This window comes from Paenibacillus cremeus (genome assembly GCF_007786445.1).
GTDB lineage: Bacteria > Bacillota > Bacilli > Paenibacillales > NBRC-103111 > Paenibacillus_G > Paenibacillus_G cremeus.
Window position 1 is genome coordinate 1 of sequence record NZ_VNJI01000070.1, and the last position, 21,892, is coordinate 21,892.

At 51.1% G+C, this 21,892-nt stretch carries 20 protein-coding genes; 15 read left to right on the forward strand and 5 right to left on the reverse strand.

Annotated features, from left to right (window positions below; genetic code table 11):
- Positions 1 to 455: 455 nt before the first annotated feature.
- From FPZ49_RS32225 to FPZ49_RS32240, 4 genes are all read right to left on the reverse strand, one after another.
- Positions 456 to 722, reverse strand: coding sequence for a hypothetical protein (locus FPZ49_RS32225; protein WP_144854436.1), 267 nt, complete (start codon positions 720 to 722; stop codon positions 456 to 458).
- A 34-nt stretch (positions 723 to 756) separates the two neighbouring features.
- Entirely contained in the window at positions 757 to 945 is a 189-nt protein-coding gene (locus FPZ49_RS32230) for a cold-shock protein (protein ID WP_261381732.1), read from the reverse strand.
- Between the two features lie 80 nt (positions 946 to 1,025).
- Positions 1,026 to 1,232, reverse strand: a complete 207-nt coding sequence (locus FPZ49_RS32235; RefSeq protein WP_144854438.1) for a cold-shock protein — start codon at positions 1,230 to 1,232, stop codon at positions 1,026 to 1,028.
- A gap of 174 nt (positions 1,233 to 1,406) precedes the next feature.
- Positions 1,407 to 2,978, reverse strand: coding sequence for a L,D-transpeptidase family protein (locus FPZ49_RS32240; protein ID WP_144854439.1), 1,572 nt, complete (start codon positions 2,976 to 2,978; stop codon positions 1,407 to 1,409).
- A gap of 304 nt (positions 2,979 to 3,282) precedes the next feature.
- On the opposite strand from FPZ49_RS32240, the gene ytxC reads away from it, so the two are divergent.
- From ytxC to FPZ49_RS32260, 5 genes are all read left to right on the forward strand, one after another.
- Positions 3,283 to 4,212, forward strand: a complete 930-nt coding sequence (ytxC, locus tag FPZ49_RS32245) for a putative sporulation protein YtxC (RefSeq protein ID WP_144854440.1) — start codon at positions 3,283 to 3,285, stop codon at positions 4,210 to 4,212.
- A 310-nt stretch (positions 4,213 to 4,522) separates the two neighbouring features.
- Positions 4,523 to 6,460: a threonine--tRNA ligase gene (gene thrS, locus FPZ49_RS32250; RefSeq protein WP_144854441.1), complete on the forward strand. Its 1,938-nt coding sequence runs from the start codon at positions 4,523 to 4,525 to the stop codon at positions 6,458 to 6,460.
- A 143-nt stretch (positions 6,461 to 6,603) separates the two neighbouring features.
- On the forward strand, positions 6,604 to 7,260 hold the full coding sequence (locus tag FPZ49_RS32255; RefSeq protein ID WP_144854442.1) for a 3D domain-containing protein: 657 nt from the start codon (positions 6,604 to 6,606) through the stop codon (positions 7,258 to 7,260).
- 64 nt (positions 7,261 to 7,324) lie between these two features.
- Positions 7,325 to 7,468, forward strand: a complete 144-nt coding sequence (locus FPZ49_RS36215; protein WP_186446233.1) for a hypothetical protein — start codon at positions 7,325 to 7,327, stop codon at positions 7,466 to 7,468.
- Between the two features lie 239 nt (positions 7,469 to 7,707).
- Entirely contained in the window at positions 7,708 to 8,049 is a 342-nt protein-coding gene (locus FPZ49_RS32260) for a hypothetical protein (protein WP_144854443.1), read from the forward strand.
- 176 nt (positions 8,050 to 8,225) lie between these two features.
- Here FPZ49_RS32260 and FPZ49_RS32265 read toward each other — a convergent pair whose 3' ends face one another.
- On the reverse strand, positions 8,226 to 9,524 hold the full coding sequence (locus tag FPZ49_RS32265) for an ammonium transporter (protein ID WP_144854444.1): 1,299 nt from the start codon (positions 9,522 to 9,524) through the stop codon (positions 8,226 to 8,228).
- Between the two features lie 256 nt (positions 9,525 to 9,780).
- Between FPZ49_RS32265 and FPZ49_RS32270 the strand changes: the two genes are divergently transcribed.
- The 10 genes from FPZ49_RS32270 (at position 9,781) to FPZ49_RS32315 (ending at position 21,857) form a co-directional block, all read left to right on the forward strand.
- Positions 9,781 to 10,191: a YugN-like family protein gene (locus FPZ49_RS32270; RefSeq protein ID WP_144854445.1), complete on the forward strand. Its 411-nt coding sequence runs from the start codon at positions 9,781 to 9,783 to the stop codon at positions 10,189 to 10,191.
- 681 nt (positions 10,192 to 10,872) lie between these two features.
- A complete protein-coding gene (locus tag FPZ49_RS32275; RefSeq protein WP_391563897.1) occupies positions 10,873 to 12,342 on the forward strand; it encodes a S1C family serine protease in 1,470 nt (489 codons plus the stop codon).
- A gap of 103 nt (positions 12,343 to 12,445) precedes the next feature.
- Positions 12,446 to 13,138 carry a response regulator transcription factor gene (locus FPZ49_RS32280; protein WP_144854447.1) on the forward strand — a complete coding sequence of 231 codons (693 nt, stop codon included), beginning with the start codon at positions 12,446 to 12,448 and terminating at the stop codon, positions 13,136 to 13,138.
- 1 nt (position 13,139) lies between these two features.
- Positions 13,140 to 14,681: a sensor histidine kinase gene (locus tag FPZ49_RS32285; RefSeq protein WP_144854448.1), complete on the forward strand. Its 1,542-nt coding sequence runs from the start codon at positions 13,140 to 13,142 to the stop codon at positions 14,679 to 14,681.
- A 45-nt stretch (positions 14,682 to 14,726) separates the two neighbouring features.
- Positions 14,727 to 15,680 carry a 4-hydroxy-3-methylbut-2-enyl diphosphate reductase gene (locus FPZ49_RS32290; RefSeq protein ID WP_144854449.1) on the forward strand — a complete coding sequence of 318 codons (954 nt, stop codon included), beginning with the start codon at positions 14,727 to 14,729 and terminating at the stop codon, positions 15,678 to 15,680.
- Positions 15,681 to 15,710: 30 nt separating this feature from the next.
- The gene (locus FPZ49_RS32295) at positions 15,711 to 16,247 is read left to right on the forward strand and encodes a DUF2062 domain-containing protein (protein ID WP_261381731.1); all 537 of its coding nucleotides are present in this window, start codon (positions 15,711 to 15,713) and stop codon (positions 16,245 to 16,247) included.
- A 128-nt stretch (positions 16,248 to 16,375) separates the two neighbouring features.
- On the forward strand, positions 16,376 to 17,419 hold the full coding sequence (aroF, locus tag FPZ49_RS32300) for a 3-deoxy-7-phosphoheptulonate synthase (protein ID WP_144854450.1): 1,044 nt from the start codon (positions 16,376 to 16,378) through the stop codon (positions 17,417 to 17,419).
- Positions 17,420 to 17,681: 262 nt separating this feature from the next.
- On the forward strand, positions 17,682 to 19,106 hold the full coding sequence (gene glnA / locus FPZ49_RS32305) for a type I glutamate--ammonia ligase (RefSeq protein WP_144854451.1): 1,425 nt from the start codon (positions 17,682 to 17,684) through the stop codon (positions 19,104 to 19,106).
- A gap of 181 nt (positions 19,107 to 19,287) precedes the next feature.
- A complete protein-coding gene (locus FPZ49_RS32310) occupies positions 19,288 to 20,604 on the forward strand; it encodes a DUF1800 domain-containing protein (protein ID WP_144854452.1) in 1,317 nt (438 codons plus the stop codon).
- 17 nt (positions 20,605 to 20,621) lie between these two features.
- Positions 20,622 to 21,857 (forward strand): DUF1501 domain-containing protein, encoded by a 1,236-nt coding sequence (locus tag FPZ49_RS32315; RefSeq protein ID WP_144854453.1) that lies wholly within the window; start codon positions 20,622 to 20,624, stop codon positions 21,855 to 21,857.
- Positions 21,858 to 21,892: the final 35 nt, after the last annotated feature.

The window sequence follows — 21,892 nt, forward strand, 5'->3', positions numbered from 1 at the left end:
AGCTTGCAACGCTACCCATGATCGGGATGTCAACGCCGCGCTAAACTTGCTAAAACTCGCAATGTAGATTGCAACTGCCAACGGGGCAGGAACTGCCCTTGGAGCGTAGCTAAACTTGGAGCAGTAGCTCTATTGACTACGAAGCACCCACCTCTTAGGTGGTGTGTAGTTCACTGAGACATCTTATTACGAATACATACTTATATCGTTCATAATTTAGTTACACTGCTAGGAGCAATTTTTTATACTTTGTCTAACTATATTGGGCAGAAATATTTAGTATTTACTAGAGTAAAGGACGCGATATAATTCGGTGTATGTATTTCAGGAAGCGGGCAAGATTCCGGCACAGCGTAACACATGCTACGAGATTTTGCGCAACATAAGCTTATTAAGGCCGAGGAACAAAAAAACTCGCCCTTTTTGTATTGAGGGGCGAGCCAAAGATTTAGGTTTCAATTAGTAAGGGTATCAACTAATAAGTAAATCGTCTTTTTTTTATATGGAATCTGGTAAGAACGATCCGTCTGCTGATGAATGTAATACTCATCTTTAGAAACGATAAACACTTTTTGAAGGGATTCCCCATCTATCGCATTAATGTCTGCATGAAGAAAGATACACTCTTTGTTGACAGTCATATACAGCCTTATTTCCCGCAATGTATAGGAGTGGCCCACGCTTAATTCTTTCGGAATCTCGTTATAATTATAAACGACCATTCGAATACGCCTCCTAGACTGTCTTCGTATTCATTTAAAGGACAGGCAGCATTTTCAACTTTTTCTCCATGTTTGAAGTGCATAATGGGCAAAGAGGTTGTTTATCAAACGAAAATTTTTCTCTCATCCAACCATAACAGGTTGTATCACAACACATCCAAACGGATGTTTGGATCAATTCAAGCGGTTCCGTCGATCTTTTCGAAAAGTACAAAATAATCACTCCATTCAAATTTGGTTTGAGAACTGGATTTAGAAGAAAAGAGCTGTTCAATAGGGAACAGCTCTTCGACGCTGGTGAGATCAGTATATTTTAATAACATTTTCAGCCTTCGATCCGCGAATACCCTGCCCCATATTAAACTGCACTTTCTGCCCTTGGTCCAATGATTTGAATCCATCGCCAGTAATTGCTGTATGGTGTACGAAAATGTCACTACCGCCGCCATCAATTTCTATAAAACCATAGCCTTTCTCGGCGTTAAACCATTTCACTATACCTGTATGCACAGAAAACCTCCTCATACTTGTTATATGCCCGAGCAAAGTACAAAAAAAATCACATGTTATAAAAAGTATCCCTACCCAATCGCGATACTCTTTATAAACATGTGATTTGTGTTTTATGTCCGAATAATTCATTCTAGCATTGATTGCCTTGGAAGTCAATACGTATATGCTCGATCACCCCAACCAATGAAATACCTTTTTTCCGGCGGTTTCATCAGCTGACGGTTTAACGTTGCCCAAATACGGCACAAGCGAGATCGGTATCAAGGGCTCCGATGGAGCCGTTTCTCCAATTCGGCTGGAGTCGGTGATGACAGCAGGTCCTGCGCCCCTGCGGATCACGACTTGGCTGCCCTTGGGAACGATCGGATACAGGGCGGCCATGTCTGCGTTCGCTAGGCGAATACAGCCGAGGGAGCGATCCTGTCCGATCGAGTCCGGTTCGGCGGTGCCATGAATGGCAATATCCCCGAGCCCGAGCGCCGCAGCTCCATACACCCCGGGCTGTCGTCCTTGCGGCTCACGTACTCGCTCACCCACTTTGAAAGTGCCCTCCGGGGTTTTACCGTTTGTGCCTAAGCCTACCTGATATCGAGCCAACTCGGCGGATCCGGCCCGTACGGAAAGCGTGTGGGCTTGTTTATCGATCGTGAGTGTAACAGGAGTGAAAGCTACATGTCCCGCCTCACCTTCGCCGAGCTTCCAATTTGGATAAAACATCAGCTCCGGCGTAAGCTGGGACCGATCATATACCCAACCGCCCTCCCCATTAAAAACGGTTCGGACCTCTGCCGAACCGGAGTAAGCTTCTATAGGGATTTGAGATAAATAATTGTGCGGATAATTTTGTACTAATTGATCAATGGCCGTCGGCGTCTTGCCGGCTTCCGTCATATAGGTTTGCAGCGCTGTACGCACCATGTTGGCGGCCGCCTCCGTCCGCGGTTTTAGCTTCGTAAGCTCCGGGCTTAAGAAGCGAATTTTGACCGCGCCATCCACAGCCTGATTGTACTCCGCGATAACAAAAGCCTTGTCCTTCCACTCTTCATCCGTCAGCGGAATGGCCTTGGCGTCCGTCGTCGGAACCGGAGAGGCTACCCCGTAGATCAGGATGCTTTGCTTCGGATAGGTATGGGCCAGCTCGATCGCTTTCTTGTGAAGCAGAGACTCTACGGCATCGGACGATTCCCCGTACGGAAAATGAATCAGGAACGGACGCTCCACACTTTCGTAGGTTACTTCCTTGCCTACGGTCCAGGGCTTTAGCGCGGTCACTGCTTTTTTGATCGTCTCTGAGCCGTACAGGAGAGCAATAAGCAGCACATTCATGAGAAACAAGACAAGCAGTGTCAGCTTCATGACCCTGAACCAGGAGGAGCCGGCAGCAGCTTTGACTGCGGCGGTGTGGGTAGGTGAGGCAGCTGCTGCGGAAAGGCGGTTCGCTGCGCCTGACGAAACTTTGTCGCCATTCAAGAGCCGGATGGCGGAAGCGGCCGCATAATAGTAGGGCGACGGATACGTTCGCATCGTTTCCCTATAGTGATGTAGTGCGCGGTCGGTCTGACCTTTTCGCTCATAATATTGCCCAAGCTTGTAGTGAGCTTCGAGGCTGGATGGATTGGGCTTGGCATAGCGGATCAATTTTTCATAATACTGAGGATCGTTTCGGTTAATGTAGAGGTTTTTATGTAGATGGATGAGATTGTCTTCCGCGGGGCTTTTGAACCGGTTCTGCGAGTCCTTCAAATTGATTCCCCCTTACACCATTTATGATACCAATTGTATCACGATACTCCGATATTTTGAATCATCAAACAAATGTATATACGAATCGTATCTGAATATTGACAAATCCACTGATTCATGCTTGCTCCAGTTCTCTCATTAATTGCTATGCTCCTTAGACTCGTTATTTGTATATCTGAGCCTGTAGGGCCATATACTTTAAAGGAGGAGTACGGCTTTTTACGTGTGAAATGCTTACCATTGCAGCTTTGTTGGCCGCGGATGAAGGTTTGACTACCCGTTGCCACATGAAAGGAGTGTAACTATGAGGCTGTTCACGGTCCATTTAACGAAGCGTTCGGAAGAACAGGCGGAGCGGTTGTATAGCATAATGCTGAAATCCGGAGATCGATTACATAACCGAAGCTTGATCGACATGGTGCTGCATCGTCAGGAGGGAAGCGGCTGGATTGAGGTCAGCGGCATATTGCCTGGGTTTCAGCTTGGAGCGGAGAGTGATCAGGTGTATGCATGGGCAGGAGAAGCAATTGCAGATTACTTGATCTCCGAAGAGGAACAGCGTCAGCTCCGCTCAATCATTCGGAAAGAATTCCATTACTCCCAAGAGGAAGATATTCAAGGCATTATCGGATACTGCGAGCAAATGCTGAGCGGTGCGGTGGAATGGAATGATCCTCAATCGAGGAAGGAAGCCTATCTGCGGCGGCGAAGCAAGATTTCCGATGAGCTGACCGACTATTTGCGAGAGCAGACTGAGCTGAATTTGGAGGGCTTTTTGCGCTTCCGGCTGCAGGCTTACCTGGATGAGCTGCGGGACGTAGTGGAATATGCTGTGGACGAGTTCGTGATGGATCGGCAGTACCAGGAATTTATTTCGTTGTTAAAATATTTCGTGTACATCCAAGAAGCGAAGATGCCTTTTGTCCATTTGATTCACAAGGGCGGCAACGAATTCATGCTGCTGAACGATCAGATGGAGCCCATTGATACAGACGACGCTGATGCGGTCGTAACGGTGGAAATGCTCGAGAAGGATATGAACTTTGAAGATATGATCGTAAGTACGCTTATAACCGTTTCCCCGGAGCAAATTTATATCCATACGCGGGAGCCGGAGCTTCAAGTGATTCAGACGATCAGCCAAATTTTCGAAAATCGGGTTGAACTGTGCGGCTATTGCCGATTATGCCAAAATCTTGACCGTGGCGCCGCAGCTGAATATAATAAAGGATAAGGCAACGATCAGAGACACGAATGGCTGAAGTACTGTCCAGAGAGAGGGGACCCGGCTGTAATCCCCTTCAGTGAACGTCAGCGGTTTACCCCTTTGTAGCTGTGATTAGGAACGATGACGATTTGAGATCGGCATTCAGTATGAATCACCGAATCATCCCCGTTATCGGATGTCTTGAGGATCCGCTAGCATTCGCCTGTAGGCCGCTGACGGATTGAACTAGGGTGGAACCACGAGCTAAGCGCACTCGTCCCTTTTTGGGATGCTTGCGCTTTTTTGTTTTTTACATTTGGAGGAGGTTTAGATTGAGATGGCAGTTAAAGTAACGTTCCCGGATGGCGCAGTCAGAGAGTTTGCCGAAGGGACCAGCGTGGAAGAAGTAGCAGGAGCAATCAGCCCGGGCCTGAGAAAAAATGCAGTTGTAGGCAAGGTGAACGGCAAGCTGGTCGATCTGAGCACGAAGCTGGAGACCGACGTAACGCTGGCGATCGTAACGCTGGATAGCGAAGAAGGGCTTGAGGTATACCGTCACAGCACGGCGCATCTCATGGCGCAAGCGATTAAGCGGATTTATGGCGGCAAAAATGTGAAGCTAGGCATCGGTCCGGTGATCGAGGACGGCTTCTATTACGATATCGATATGGAAGCCTCCTTGACACCAGAGGATTTGGCGAAAATCGAAAAGGAAATGGAACGCATAACGCAAGAAAACTTGCCGATCGTTCGCCGCATTGTTAGCCGCGAAGAAGCGCTCCGCATCTTCACGGATCTGGAGGATCCGCTGAAGCTGGAGCTGATCCGCGATCTGCCGGAGGATTCGGTTATCACGATCTATGATCAAGGCGAATTCTTCGACTTGTGCCGCGGGCCGCATTTGCCGTCCACCGGGCGCATTAAGGCGTTTAAGCTGCTAAGCGTAGCAGGGGCTTACTGGCGCGGCGATGCAAAGAATAAAATGCTACAGCGCATCTACGGTACGGCTTTCCCGAAAAAAGCGGACCTGGACGAGCACCTGCATCTCCTGGAAGAAGCAAAAAAGCGCGACCACCGCAAGCTGGGCCGTGAGCTGAAGATGTTCACCTTCACCAACGAGGTAGGTCAAGGCTTGCCGATCTGGCTGCCGCATGGCGCAACCGTTCGCCGTACGATGGAGCGGTACATTGTAGATCTGGAAGAGCGTCTTGGCTACCAGCACGTGTATACGCCGGTACTGGCTAACGTCGAGTTGTACAAGACTAGCGGTCACTGGGAGCACTACCAAGAGGATATGTTCCCTAAGATGATTATGGATAACGAAGAGCTCGTTCTTCGTCCAATGAACTGCCCGCATCACATGATGGTGTACAAGAGCGACATGCGCAGCTACCGCGATCTTCCGGTACGTGTAGCTGAGCTGGGCACAATGCACCGTTACGAAATGTCCGGGGCGTTGACCGGTCTTCACCGGGTTCGCGCGATGACCTTGAACGATGCGCATATCTTCTGCCGTCCGGATCAAATCAAGGACGAATTCTCCCGTGTTATCAACTTGATCCGTCACGTTTACGAAGATTTTGGAATCAAAGATTACCGCTTCCGGTTGTCCTACCGCGATCCGAAGGATACGGAGAAATATTTCCCGAACGACGAAATGTGGGAAATGTCTCAGCGCATGCTGCGTGAGGTTGTGGAAGAGCTGGGACTGCCGTTCTACGAAGCGGAAGGCGAAGCAGCCTTCTACGGTCCGAAGCTCGATGTTCAGATCAAGACAGCGCTGAAGAAGGAAGAAACGCTGTCTACAGCGCAGCTGGACTTCCTCTTGCCGGAGCGCTTCCAGCTGGAGTATGTCGGCGCGGACGGTCAGAAGCATCGCCCGGTTGTTATCCACCGCGGCATTATCTCCACGATGGAGCGCATGACAGCGTTCCTGCTCGAGAACTTCGCTGGCGCGCTGCCGACTTGGCTATGCCCTGTGCAAGCTAAGGTGCTGCCAGTATCCAGCAGCTTCGACAACTACGCGAGAGAAGTCGAAGACAAGCTGAAGCTGGCTGGCATTCGTGTCGAAGCAGACCTGCGCAACGAGAAGCTGGGCTACAAAATTCGTGAAGCACAGCTGGAGAAGATCCCTTACATGCTCGTCGTCGGCGAGAATGAAGTCAGCTCGGGCGGCGTATCCGTACGTCGACGCGGGCAAGGCGACCTCGGCGCTCACAGCCTGGACGGCGTGATCAGCCTGATCGGCGACGATATTCGTTCGAAACAAGTATAGTTTGTTTGTGGAGCCTGTTTCCCTCTTTGGAGGGGAGCAGGCTTTTTTGTGGTTCCCAATCAATTCTCTTCCATACTTGGATGTATATCTTGGGTTGCAGTTGGACAGCCTCTTATATTAAGGGGAGGTTACAAACAAAACCTATGTTAACTAAAACCGCAAGCCATGCAAAATGGATTTGTTTCATTACGCTGATGCTATCCGTATTGATGTGGTTTGAACAAGATCAGCATTCCGCCGACAAACAAGAAGCTCCGGCACCAGCCGCTGCCGCAGGAACAACTATCCACGCCTCGATGCAAAGTGCGATGCCAGCCGAGGCCAAGCCAGCCTCCACCGTGAGGGGCACGGTGACTAGCACCTTGCAAAAGGCCAAAAACTATAAGCTGTTCCCGAACCAAGAGCAAGATTTATCCAAATACTCCGCCGTTGAGGTCGTGGCGACAGGCTATTATGCAGGCCGCGAATCCACGGGTAAAAATCCAGGTCATCCGGAGTACGGTCTCACCTTTTCGGGAATGAAGGTCACACGCGACGTAGAGGCCTTCTCGACGATTGCAGCCGATCCCAGCGTGTTTCCCATCGGTACCGTGCTATATATTCCGGGCTATGGCTACGGCGTTGTAGCGGACACCGGCGGGGCGATCAAAGGGAAGCGGATCGACCTGTATTTTGAAACGAAGGATCAGGTATATAAGGAATGGGGCAAGAAAACGCTCAATGTGTTTGTCGTGAAAAAAGGCGACGGCAAAATTAATGAAGCCCTCTGGAATCAGTTGAAAAAAGAGCTGTTGTTTTAAAATTTACCAAACATAATGGCTTCTCCAACTACCCATAATAAGGGCGTAGGGGAGGTGATTAATCATGGCGAAGAACAAAAACAACAAGAAGATGAAAGCTGACACCGAATTTGCTACGGAAGTAGCTGCGAGAAACGCGCAGCAAAACCAGGCAGTGAAAAGCTTTAACAATCAGACGCAGAATGCGAACGAAAACGAAAACTTCTAAGTAATCTAAGCATGCAACCATAACGGAGGAAACTCAGCGGACAGCCGTCAGGGTTTCCTTTTTCATTTTCTCCGTTTTAATGTTAAGGAAATTGTCACAATGAACCAAAAGACGAACGAAATTACATATTTTCAAAGCGAATGTTTTGGTGTAAAATAAGATTACTGTGATGAATGTTAACATTAGGAGATAGGTGATGTCTCATGCTGAATGCTTTGCTTACAGGGGGCTCGATTCATATGAACAAACGGAAAGCAGCTGAGGTTTACCCGTTTCTAGAAGCCTATATCGCTCGCAAAGAAGAACAGATCGCTGAAATTGAGCAAGTTGTTGAGCGTTATGAGAAAAAACGGCTCATGGAAGAGCGAAGTTACCAGTCGATGTCAGCTTTTCGCCGGATGTTTACAGGGAAGAAGCCGGATCATCATTTGGCCGTTGAATATATCCACTACGTCAAGAGACCAATGGAGCAGATTCGTAAACTGCGTCAAGAAATTGAGAATGCTCGCGCCATTATGAAGGAAAGTAAGCCGACAGATTTGGTGGACGTTAGCGAAGAGCTGGAAAAAGAACTGGTTTAATTCATATGAATATCATGATGATTACACTCCTGAATGCTGATCGCAGCGCTAAGGGGGTTTTTTTGTGTCTAAAAACGATTTCAACAACTATCCAAAAACTATCCAAAAACTATCCAAAAAGGAAGAAAGACGCTCTGAAGTCCCGTGGTTGTCGGGAGAGCGTCTTATTGGTTTGCTTAGTTATTGCTTATTTTCAGCCGATCGAGCTCAATGAAATCATGGTCTTGGCTGTAGGCCGGAACGCCGTGGCTTCCGACATCGAGACCGATCAATTCTTCATCGCGGCTTACGCGCACTGGAACCACGCGGCCGATCAGCTTCAGTGTGACCCATGTCAGAGCAAAGCCCCAGACCGATACTGTTGCCAGTCCGAGCAGCTGAACGCCGAGCAAATGAAAGCCGCCACCATATAAAAGGCCGCTGTAGCCTTTGCCCACGTTTGCTGTCAGCTCCGGTTTGGCGAACAAGCCAACTGCAAGCGTGCCCAAGCTGCCGCTGATGCCGTGCACGGGGAAGGCTCCAACTGGATCGTCGATGCGCTTGGATTCCATAAACTCGGTGACAAACACCATCGCGATGCCGCAAATCGAGCCGATCAGGATGGCTGCCAAATCACTTACGAACGCACAGCCCGCCGTAATCCCGACTAAGCCCGCTAAAGAGCCGTTGATAACCATCGGAGGATCGGCTTTGCGGTAGCGCAGCATCGTGAATAATATACAGGTGGCTCCGCCGGATGCCGCTGCCAGCATGGTCGTTACGGCAATATGCCCGATCGATCCGTTCGTTGCGCTAAGCGTACTGCCCGAGTTGAAGCCGAACCAGCCGAACCAAAGAATAAACGCTCCGACGGAAGCCAGGGGCAGGTTGGAGGGAGGGACGATGTTGGCTGTACCATTTTCCGAAAATTTCCCGATTCTCGGTCCGATAATGATAGCCGCAGCCAGAGCGGAAAAGCCGCCCAAGGCATGAATGACCGCAGAGCCTGCAAAATCAATCATACCGAGGCTTCCCAGCCAGCCGCCTACGCTCCATACCCAGTGCCCGGCTACCGGATAGATGAGCCCCGTCATCGAGATGGTATATAAAATGTAAGCATGGAAATTGACTCGCTCCGCAACCGCTCCCGAAACAATGGAAATGACGGCGATAACGAAGGCGCATTGGAAGAGCCAGTAGGTATCGTGGGAGATGCTCATATTAATATGTGTTAAGTCTCCTCCCATCAGAAAGCCGCTGGTCCCGATCAGTCCGAAGGCATCCTTTCCATACATTAATGCGAAGCCGAAAAAGAAGAAGATCAGTGCCCCGAAGGTAATGTCGACGAACACTTTCATAATGATGCTGACCGCATTCTTTTGTCGTACAAATCCTGCTTCCAGCAAGGCGAAGCCGCCTTCCATCAGCAGTATCATGGCGGCTGTCAGCACGACCCAAATCGTATCCAGGCCGCTAGCCAAGGTGTTTAAATCCATCTTTCTCATCCTCCTAAAATACGTACGTATGACAGCACTTTTGCACCTCATTATACGGGTCTAGTGATAAATATGTCAACGAATAACGTTAGATTTTATCACATCAAGTTTGGAATGTTCGCTTGAATTTGGCGAAAGTGAGGATTTTTCTTTCCAAACCTTACGTGAAACATTGTTAGGCATAGTTTTCCCTGGGAAAGCTCATTCTAATTTTAACGTTTTGGAACAGATTCGTAATGAAGCGGAGGAGAACAAGATGTACCCATTAAATTCCAATTTGACCGGCCGTGAGGAAGCGTTTGAGCAGGTTCGCAGTTATTTGCATGAGCATCAATTTGCCTTAGGAGGCAACTGGGATTATGAGCATGGCTCGTTTGACCGTTATTTAGATGAAGCGCATAAAGTGTGGCTGCGCATCCCGTTCGAAGTGACGCACGGCACCTTAGATGGAGATTCCGGGGCCACGGATGCGATGGTGCAGCTCGGCACGCCATTTGTGCTCAAGCATGTATACAACGAAGGCTTGGACAAGGAAGCGCAGATGCGGACGTACGGCGCCCTGGTGAATCAGTTTCAGGAACCGCTTGATAAGGATGCGGCGGTGGATGATAAATGGGTGAATGAAGCGAAGTCTTTGCTCCATGAGGTGGAGAATGGGTGGCATTGAGGCAACCCCCTAAATCCCCCTTTCTAAGGGACTCCAAGGGTTTCGCCCCTTGGATGACGAGGCTGTCTGTGGAGCGGGTGCGAGGGGGATGGTGTGACTGCGGCTCGTATCCCCGCGTTTGTCCGATCCAGCCTGACTTTCAGCAGGCATGAATCGGACACGCTCTACCTTTGGTACGCGTTGGCGCGTGGTGAAACGTTGGCGGAGGGTGCTCGCGATGTTCCGCTTCGGTCTGACAACGTCAGACTGGAAGCGGAATCGCTATCTTTTGGTGAGGTGGGGCCTTCTACTTCGACGCGTAATTGCTATGACGAATAAGGAGAAACTTACTCAGACTCCAAATTGAAAGCGTGTCCGGGGGCCGCGAGGCGTCCGGACAAACGCGTTCCTTCTACTATAGTAGCTTTATAGAGACTTTGATTCTCTTTCTGACGGGATCAAATCTTGCTTATTTTACCTCTCATTTATTTTTCTTTAAGGTTTCTTTAAGGTTGCAGGTGCAAAATAAAGTCAAGAATAGTAAGTAGTCAATCGCACTTACACCATCGTCCTTATTTTTGAATGGAGGTCATCCACTTGGAGAATAATAACAATAACAACAATAATAACTTCGACTTCTTTCGTCGTCCGAAGGACGATGCGAAGAATAACGATACGCATGGCCGCGAAGAAGAGCGGGGTATGAAAGAGGAGCCGCAGAAAGAGCGCACCTCCCATTATTTTTCCTACGGACCTTACAAGCCGAACGCAGATGAGACCGTCGCCAGAGGGAGCTCGGAAGAGACGCCGGTAGAAGTGACGCCTCCGAAGCCGCTGCGCTCGTTCACCTTTGGAGAGGATGGCGACCATTCGAATTCGAACTCGAATCCGATGGGCAACTGGCAGCTGGGCGCACCGAAGAAACCGGCTGCCGGATTCAAGAGCATTTTCGCCGCGTTCATGGCGGGGGTAGTGGTCGTCGGCTCACTCATGTTCGCCTCGGATAAGATGAACCTGTTCACCGGTGCTCAAGGCGTTTTGACCGGAAAAGCACCAACGTCCTCCACGTCGGTGGGCAACTCGAACAGCGGCGGCGGCGTGAAAGCATCATCCTTGGACCTGGGTCGTCCGAACAATATTTCTTCGATCGTAGAGCAAGCCAGCCCAGCGGTCGTTAAGATTGAAACCAAGGTCAAAGCGAAAAGCTCGTCCGGCCGCTCCGGCAACCCGCTGTTCGACGATCCGTTCTTCCGTCAATTTTTCGGTGACGATGGCGGCAGCAGCAAGCAGCAGCCGAAGTCTAACGACCAGCTGCAGCCAGGCGGGATGGGGACCGGCTTTATTTTCGAGAAATCCGGCTACATCTTGACCAACGAGCACGTCATCGACGGCGCAGACGAAATTTGGGTCACGGTTCAAGGCTACGACAAGCCGCTGAAAGCGACTCTGCTCGGCAACAGCTATGACCTGGATTTGGCCGCACTGAAGATTGACAGCGATAAAGATTTCCCAACCTTGCCGCTGGGCAGCGCAGACAGCTTGAATGTAGGCGACTGGCTCGTGGCGATCGGTAACCCTTACGGCTTCGACCATACGGTAACGGTAGGTGTGCTCAGTGCGAAAGAGCGCCCGATCAGTATTCCGGACAACAAGGGGACACGCGAATACAAGCACTTGCTGCAAACGGACGCTTCCATTAACCCAGGGAACTCCGGCGGTCCGCTGCTCAATATGAATGGTGAAGTCATCGGGATCAACACAGCAGTCAGCTCGCAAGCGCAAGGCATCGGTTTTGCGATTCCTACAAGCACGATTTCCGCGGTGCTGGATAACCTGAAGAACAACGTGAAAATCCCGAAAGAACCGGCTCCATACATCGGCGTTCAGCTGCAAAACATCGACAAAGAGTGGCTGTCCGAGCTGAAGCTGGATAACACCGACGGTGCGATCGTAGCGCAAGTGGAGCGTAAGAGCCCAGCGTTCCAAGCCGGTATCCGCCCTTATGACGTGATCACTGAGCTGAACGGTCAAAAGGTCAAAACATCCGATGAGCTGGTCACTGCGATTAAGAAGCTGAAAGTCGGCAACAAGGTATCGTTCGGCATCATGCGCGACGGCAAGAAGCAGGCCATCGATGTCACCATCGGCGATCGAAACGCAGAACAAAAATAAACGTAAATGATAAGAGGCAGTGCGCAGCTCCCTGTGCTCTGTCTCTTTTTTCTATGGCACCAGTTTTGATACAATACATAGTAAAGGGCAGGTGGAATATTTTATGAGAGAAAAAGTGCTGGTCATTGACGACGATGAAAAAATCACATCGATGCTCCGTCGAAGTCTTGCGTTTGAAGGATACACGGTGTTTACGGCTTCTCATGGAATGGACGGGCTGAAGCAAATTCTGGAGCACGATCCGGGCATTGTCATCCTTGACGTCATGATGCCGCAGCTCGATGGCTGGGAAGTGGTTCGGCGTATTCGCGAAGGCGGATCGGACGTGCCGGTGCTGATGCTCACGGCCAAAGACGAGGTATCCGACCGGGTGAAGGGGCTCGATATGGGGGCGGACGATTATTTGGTCAAGCCGTTCGCGCTGGAAGAGCTGCTAGCCCGGATCCGTGTAATGCTGCGCCGGAAGACGGCGGAGAAAGCGGAGCAGTCGACGAACCGGCTGCAGTACCAAGACGTGTTAATGGATTTGGACACGCGTGAAGTATTCCGCGGCGGTCAATTGGTGGAGCTGACGACAAAGGAATTCGATCTGCTGCATCTGTTTATGCAAAATCCGAGAAGGGTGCTGTCCAGAGACATTATTATGGAGAAAATCTGGGGCTACGACTATAGTGGCGAATCCAACGTCCTCGAAGTTTACATTGCGCTGCTGCGGCAAAAAACGGAGGAGCATGGGGACAAACGCATCATCCAGACAGTGCGGGGCGCGGGATACGTGCTGAGAGGGGAAAGCTGAGATGTCCATTCGTTTGCGTCTGACGCTGTGGTATACGGGGATTCTGTCCGCTACATTGCTGCTGCTCGGACTCGGACTGTATTTGTTTTTGCATAACAACTACTTTAATACACTGCAGGATGATCTACAGAATCAGGCGGAGACGGTCCGTGCCCGGATCAAGCCCAAGCCGGTTGGCTTCACGCCGAGCGGCGGCTTTTCGTTCGATTTTGTCATGGTCGGCACCACGCTGCGCAACAGCAACATGGTGTTCCAGGTGGTCAATGTACAGACTGGGAAGAAATACCCTTCCAATACGTTAGCCGAATCTGATCTGACACTGCCAGACATCGATGAGAAAAAAATAAACTGTGTCCTGGATCGAACCTGTCAATTTGAACAACTGCGCATCGACAACATGGATTTCATGATGTACTACGCGCCGATCTATGCGTCTCAATTTCCCAGCGGCTCCGATAGGCCGGTAGGGATTTTGCAGGCGGGGATCTTTGTCGAGCCGTATGACCGCATTTTCGTCATGCTCCGGCTGATCTTGACGGTTACGGCGCTTGCAACCATAGTGCTTGCGGCTTCCGTAGGGTGGTTCTTAGCGCGCAAAGCGCTCCGTCCGATTGAACAGGTCATCGATGCCACCAATCAGATAGAAAAAGGGGCCGATCTGCAAAAACGCATTGAATACTACGGCCCGAACGATGAGATCGGCGAGCTGACCAGTAAGATCAACGGGATGCTCGGACGGCTGCAAAATGCGTACACGGAGCTCGAGGAAGCCTATTCCACGCAGCGCCGTTTCGCCTCGGATGCTTCGCATGAGCTGAGGACACCGCTGACGACGATTCGGGGCAATGTCGAATTGCTGGAAAAAATGTGGAAGCAAAAGGCGTTAGCCGCTAGCCCTGAGGAGCAAATGCAGCTGGAGCTGTCGCTGGAAGCGATGCACGACATTTCGAGCGAGGCGGAACGCATGTCCCGGCTGGTTGGGGACCTGCTGGCGCTGGCGCGCGCCGATGCCGGCATTGAGATGGCCAAGACCGAGATTGCGCTGCTGCCGCTGATCGAAGAGGTCACGCGAAGAGCAGGGCTTCTGCCGCGTACGGTGGAATGGGAGATCGGTGATTTATCTGCGCTCGCAGGCATCTACGTGTACGGCAGCTCGGATTATTTGCAGCAGCTCGTGTTCATTTTTATTGAGAATGCGTTTAAATATACGGAGGAAGGCTACGTGCGTCTCGATGCGCTGCGCCATGACGGGCAGATCGGAATCCGCATTAAGGATACGGGCATTGGGATGGATAAGGACGAGGTTCCACATATTTTCGACCGGTTTTACCGGGCGGATGAGTCGCGCGGCAAGAAGGCCGGGACGGGTCTGGGACTGTCCATCGCCAAGCAAATCATCGACGAACACAAGGGCTCGATCGAAGTCAAAACCCTCAAGGATGCGGGGTCGACTTTCATTATCTGGCTACCCGTCATTTCCCCAAAAATGGTTGAGTTGGACAGGGCAGAGAGGCATTCCCTACCGGAACGGAATCAGGTATAATGAAATAGAAAGATTTTATTCAATTTTTCGACAGGCAGGTGCAGGATGGACGTTATCAAGATTTCTCCCCGCGGCTACTGCTATGGCGTAGTGGACGCGATGGCGCTAGCGATGCAAACGGCCAAAAATTTGAATTTGCCGCGACCTGTCTACATCTTAGGCATGATTGTGCATAACGCGCATGTCACAGGCTTTTTTGAAAATGAAGGGGTTATTACGCTGGACGGCCCGAATCGCTTGGAAATATTAGATCAGATCGAGCAGGGGACCGTCATTTTTACTGCACACGGGGTATCGCCTGAGGTACGCAAGCGTGCAAGAGAGAAAGGGCTTACAGTCGTGGACGCGACTTGTCCGGACGTAACCAAGACGCATGATTTGATTCGCGAGAAAACGGTGGAAGGCTACGCGGTCATCTATATCGGTAAGAAGGGACATCCCGAGCCGGAAGGCGCCGTTGGCGTGGCACCGGAGCATGTGCATCTGATCGAAAAGCCGGAAGAGGCGGACCAGCTTCAGCTGACGACGAATAAGATTATCATTACGAACCAGACGACGATGAGTCAGTGGGATATTAAGCATATTATGAACCGGCTGCTGGAGCGATTCCCGCATGCCGAAATTCATAATGAAATCTGCCTTGCGACGCAGGTGCGTCAAGAGGCGGTGGCGGAGCAAGCCAAGGAAGCGGATCTGGTGCTCGTCGTGGGTGATCCACGGAGCAACAACTCCAATCGGCTAGCGCAGGTGTCGGAGGAAATCGCGGGAGTGAAGGCTTACCGGATCGCCGATATTACCGAGCTGCAGCGCGAATGGCTGGCACCGGTGCGCCGCGTAGGCGTAACCTCCGGTGCGTCCACTCCGACGCCGATTACGAAAGAAGTCATCTCCTATCTTGAGCAGTTTGACCATAACGACCCGTCAACGTGGGAAATTCGGCGGACGGTCAATATGGCCCGACTGATCCCGGCAGCGAAACAAAAGGCGGGTGCGGACTAGTCACCTATGAAAGGAAAGGGACATGGGAAGATGAGCAAATCGGGGAATATGAAGAAGCCTTTTCATGTACGCAACATTCCGCGCTGGTTTAAATACAAGTATCTGCTGCTTACCCGGGCGAAGGGAGGCCCGAGTATCGTAGCGATGGGCTTCTCCATCGGGCTAGCCATTGAAATGTTTACGCTCCCTACTGCCGGTCTCGCTTTTTTTCTAATCTTCCCTCTCGTTTATTTGTTCAGGGCCAGTATGGCCGCTGCTTTACTCGGCTTCGTGTTCGGTAAAGTCATCTATATTCCGATGTCCTTTATTAACCGCAAGGTCGGCATGCTCTTGCTGCCTCATGGGATAAAAGGCAAATTGATGCATATGCTGCCGGATTGGCTGGATACGTTCATACGGTTTAATTTCTACTTGTTTGTCGGCGGCGTGATTGTGGGCATTATACTTGGTATCTTATCTTATTTTCCAATTCGATGGCTGCTGGAATGGTATCATAACAAGCGCAAGGAAAAGCGGAAGAAGCGCAAGGAGCAGCTGATGCTGTCGGCTTCGGAAACGAACGGATAAAAAATCGATTTTCTCTAAGTATTGACGGGGAGCTGCTCCCTGTTGTATATTTGCTTTAGCGATTAAAAGCTTAAAAGCGTATAAGCGTCGAAGTGTTAAAATACTCGTCCTAAAAGGAGCGTGCCCATATGATCGTCATCATCTCTAATAAAACGTCCGAAGAGCGCATTGCTGAAATTGTTGCCCACATTGAAAAGCATGAGGTAACAGCCCATGTATCCAAAGGAGTGGATCGGACGGTCATCGGCATTATCGGTAAAGCCAATCCGATTCTTGCTGAGCAGCTCCGTCAGCTGTCGGGCGTGGAGCAGGTCGTCAAAATTTCCAAGTCGTACAAATTGGCCAGCCGCGATTTCCACCCGGACAACACGGTTATCCGGATTAAGGATGTCGAGATCGGCGGAGACCAGCTGGTTATTATGGGAGGACCCTGTGCGGTGGAATCTCCGGAGCAGATCGATGAGATCGCTCGCCTGGTTAAGGCGTCGGGAGCGCAGGTGCTGCGCGGCGGAGCGTTCAAGCCGAGAACCGGCCCATACAGCTTCCAAGGCGTGGGCGTAGAGGGGCTTGTAATGATGGCGGAGGCGGGCAAGAAGCACGGCCTGCTGACGATTACAGAGGTCATGACTCCGGAGTACGTCGACGTGTGCGCCGAGTATGCGGACATTCTGCAAGTGGGCACGCGGAACATGCAAAACTTCGATCTGCTTCGCAAGCTGGGCACGATTCAGACTCCGGTATTACTCAAGCGAGGGTTCAGCTCTACTTATGATGAGTTCCTGAATGCAGCGGAGTACATTCTGGCCGGAGGCAACCCGAACGTGATGCTCTGCGAGCGCGGAATCCGAACATTCGAACCTTACACGCGCAATACGCTGGATCTGGCAGCCATTCCTGCGCTGCAAACGCTGAGCCACCTGCCGGTGATCTCAGATCCAAGCCACGGCACAGGCCGTCGGGAGCTGGTAGAGCCGATGTCCAAAGCCTCGGTTGCCGCAGGCGCCAACGGGTTGATCGTAGAAATGCACACAGATCCGGACAATTCCATGACCGGCGACGGCGTTCAATCGTTATTCCCTGATCAGTTCGCTAAGCTGATGCATGACCTTGAGAAGCTCGCGCCGCTGGTCGGCAAACGCTTCGATACGAAGAAAGAGCTTGTTCTAAATTAATAATGATCGTGTTTTACCAGCATTTCACATGTCGAAAAGACTTGAAATTCCGCGAAAAACGGAAAGTCAAGTCTTTTTTTATTGAAAATGTGAATTTTTGGTGCTATGTGTAAGCATACCTTACACATGCGAAAAAATACCTTACATAAGTATTGACGATATCAACAAAATGGTTTTATAATAATTAAAAATCAAACAAAAAACTTGAACAATGTACGAACAAAAGGTCATTAATGTTCGGAAATTAGGAGGTCGCGAGACAATGTCAGTTCAAAACGTGTTAAACACAATCAAGGAAAAAGGCATCGAGTGGGTAGATTTCCGTTTTGTTGATTTGAGCGGTAGAGCGCACCACATCTCTCTTCCAGCAGTAGAAGTAGATGAAGCTACTTTTGTAAACGGCGTAGCTTTCGACGGATCTTCGATCCCTGGTTTCAAAGGCATTGAAGAGTCTGACATGGTTATGATGCCTGACACCGAGTCTTCCTATGTTGATCCATTCACGGCTCATCCGACGCTAGTGATCATGTGTAACATCTATACGCCAGACGGCGAGCGTTATGACCGCGACCCGCGCAGCATCGCTCAAAAAGCCGAAGAATACCTGCAAACAACAGGCGTAGGTACTACTGCATTTTTCGCTCCAGAATCCGAATTCTTTATCTTTGATGAAGTTCGCTTCGAAAGCAAGCAAAACTCTTCTTCGTTCTTCGTAGATTCCGAAGAAGCTCACTGGAACTCCAACCGCAAGGATGAAGGCGGCAACCTGGGCTTTAAAGTAGGCCACAAAGGCGGCTATGTACCTGTAGCTCCAACAGACAGCCAACAAGACATCCGCAGCGAAATGTGTCGTTTGCTGATGGAAGCAGGCCTTCGCATCGAGCGTCATCACCATGAAGTGGCGACTGCAGGTCAAGGCGAAATCAACTTCCGTTTCGACACGTTGACAAAAACCGCTGATAACCTTCTGAAATATAAGTACATCGTACAAAACACAGCTAGACAATATGGTAAAGTTGCTACTTTCATGCCGAAGCCACTGTTTGGCGACAACGGTAGCGGTATGCACGTTCACCAATCGATCTTCAACGGCGATAGCCCATTGTTCTATGACAAAACCGGCTATGGTAACCTGAGCGAAATGGCTCTTCACTACATCGGCGGTATCCTGTATCATGCTCCAGCATTGATCGCGATCACTAACCCGAGCACCAACTCGTTCAAACGTTTGGTTCCTGGCTACGAAGCACCAGTTAACCTGGTATTCTCCAAAGGTAACCGTTCCGCAGCTGTTCGTATCCCAGTTGCTGCTGTTACACCTAAAGGCTGCCGCATCGAGTTCCGTACTCCGGACTCCACAGCTAACCCTTACCTCGCATTCGCGGCTATGCTGCTTGCAGGTCTGGACGGCATCAAGAAGAAAATCGATCCACGCGCGCTTGGCTATGGTCCGCTCGACAAGAACATCTACGAGCTGTCCGATGCAGAAAAAGCGGAAATCCGCAGCGTTCCAGGCACATTGGACGAAGCGCTTAGCGCTTTGGAAGCTGACTGCGAGTTCTTGACTGAAGGCGGAGTATTCTCCCAAGACTTCATCAACAACTACATCAACTTGCACCGCGACAACGCGAAAGCTGTTGCGATCCGTATTCATCCGCACGAGTACTCCCTGTACTTCGATCTGTAAGATTTGGCCTTATACCATCTATATGGTTTCCAAGAAGTTCTCTGCAGCTAGGCTGCAGGGAGCTTCTTTTTTTCTGCTAGATTGTCTTTGATTCCATGGAAGTGATCATAATTTTGTAACATGTTCCCATTACAATCACGATAGGATGAGTAAGGAAAGTACATCGTAAGGTGGTGTGGACATGGGAGTAGAGTGGACGGAGAAGGAAGCGGCGCATCTGCTGAGCAGAGCGACATTTTTCCCAGGGAAGAAAGAAGTAAGCGCTTCACTGGAGCTGGGGATGGAGGAGACGGTGCGCAGGCTGCTCGCCGGCGAATCGTTAACGGGCACAACAAGCGAGCTGCTTCCAATCGAACAGCTGAAGGCGGACGGCAAGGATCTGGCGGCCGACCAGATCGGCGACCAGCAAACATACTGGATTCACCGCATGGTGACGACCGAAGCGCCGCTGATCGAGAAGATGACGCTGTTCTGGCATGGCCATTTTGTCAGCTCGTATCAGAAGGTCAGGGAAATTCCGCTAATGCTGCGGCAAATTCAGATGTTTCGGGACAACGCAGTGGGCAACTTTTATAAGCTGGTTAAAGAGGTGGGCCAAGATCCAGCGATGATGCTCTACCTGGATGTGAACAACAATCGCAAGAGCGCGCCTAACGAGAACTATGCCCGCGAGGTGATGGAGCTGTTCACCCTCGGGATCGGCAACTATACGGAGACGGACATTCGCGAGGCGGCTAGAGCGCTGACGGGATGGACGTACGATAAGAAAGCGGATCAGGTGAAATTCAACGCCAAGCAGCACGATACCGGGAAGAAGACGTTCCTGGGCTGGAGCGGCAATTTTGATGATCGGGATGTCGTGGCTGTGCTGTTCAAGCAGGACGCGCTTCCGCATTTCGTGGCGCAGAAGCTGCTGACTTATTTTGCCGTAGATCATCCTTCGACGGATTGGATTAACGAGCTCGCGGCTGTGTTTGCCAAGCAGAATGACATTGGGGAGACGCTCAAAGCTATGTTTCTCTCTGATGCGTTCTATGCCGATGAAGTGAAGGGGAGCCTCATCAAGACGCCGGTGGAGTATGTGGTCGGCATCGTCAAGGCGTTCAACCTGCCGCTATCCAAGGGTTATGCCGGTGCGATGCGCAAGATGGGCCAGGAGCTGTACCTGCCGCCGGATGTCGCGGGCTGGAGAGGCGGAGCCACGTGGCTGATGACCACGAACCTGCTGTCACGCTATCAGTTCGCCGAGTCCATCGCCAAACGGGTCAATAACGCCGTGCTTACGGCGAAGGATAATGTGCTGCCTGCCGGGGCGAAGCCGGAAGAATGGGTGGAGCTGTATGCCAAGCTGGCAGGGCTTTGGAGTGTGGGCGAGAAGTCGGAGGCCGTGCTGTCCAAGTATGCGGATGAGACGTTCCTCCATGCTACGCAAAAAGCAAACGGAATGCGCGGATTGCTGCAGCTGATCATGATCAGCCCCGAAGCGCAGATGAAGTAGGAAGGGGAGAACCACGGATGAAGCTGACCAGAAGAGATTTTTTAATCAAAGGCACCGCGCTGCTCGCCACGCTGGGCTTGGGTGGACCGATGATTTTTGCCGAGAATGGCTCGCTCTTGAGCACGCAACCCGCAAACGCGGCCGATCCTGATTCCCCGGTCCTCGTCGTCATCCAGCTCTCCGGCGGCAATGACGGGATCAATACGATCATTCCGTACGGAATGGGGGGCTATTTCGACGCGCGGCCGACGCTCAAAATTACGGACAGCCAGGTGCTGACCATCAACGATCAGCTTGGATTTCACCCGAGCTTAACGCAGATGCACGATTTGTTTGGTAAAGGAAAGCTGGCGGTCGTTCAGGGCGTCGGGTATCCGAAGCCGGATCACTCCCACTTCCGCTCGATGGAGATATGGCAGACGGCGGAGCCGGAGAAGCTGATTCGCTCGGGCTGGCTCGGACGCTATGCGGAGACGCTCGGGCAGAGCAGCAATCCGCTCAACCTGCTGCAGATCGGCAACAGCGCCAACAAAGCGTTTAACTCGGAGAAGGTCAATGTGCCGGTCATTCAGACCTTGGATACATTTAATTTTCTCGATCCCAAAACGCCGAAGGCCGATCAGAATCGGATTGCTAAGGCGTTCCTCGACATGTACGATCCGGAGCGGCAAGGTACAGTCATTCAAGTGACCGCGAGCCGCGGAAAGGAAGCCTATGAGAGTGTGGAGGCGGTCCATTCCTTAACGAATACGTATCAAATGAAGGTGGAGTATCCGAAAACCGGTATCGCGAGAGATTTGCAGCTGGTCGCGAAGCTGCTGGCGGGCAATTCCGGCACGCGGGTGTTTTATCTCCAGCTCGGCGGCTTTGACGATCACGTGAATGAGAAGGATCTGCATGCTAAGCTGCTGAAGCAGCTGGACGAGGCGCTGGGCACCTTCTACTCCGACCTGGAGGCCCAGGGGCTGCAGGATCGGGTCGTCACGATGGCCTTCTCCGAATTCGGCCGCCGCGTGAAGGAGAATGGCAACGGCGGGACTGACCACGGAACGGCCGGACCGGTGTTCGTCTTAGGTGGCAAGGTCAAAGGCGGCCTGTACGGTGTAATGCCGAGCTTAACCAGTCTCGATAACGGCGACCTCAAGTATGAGGTCGACTTCCGCTCGGTCTACTCGACGCTGCTGGACCGCTGGATGAAGGGCGATGCCCAGACAGTGATGGGCAAGAGCTATGAGAACTTGGGCTTTATTTAACAATAAAATCGAGGTGCAATTGGCCTCGATTTTTT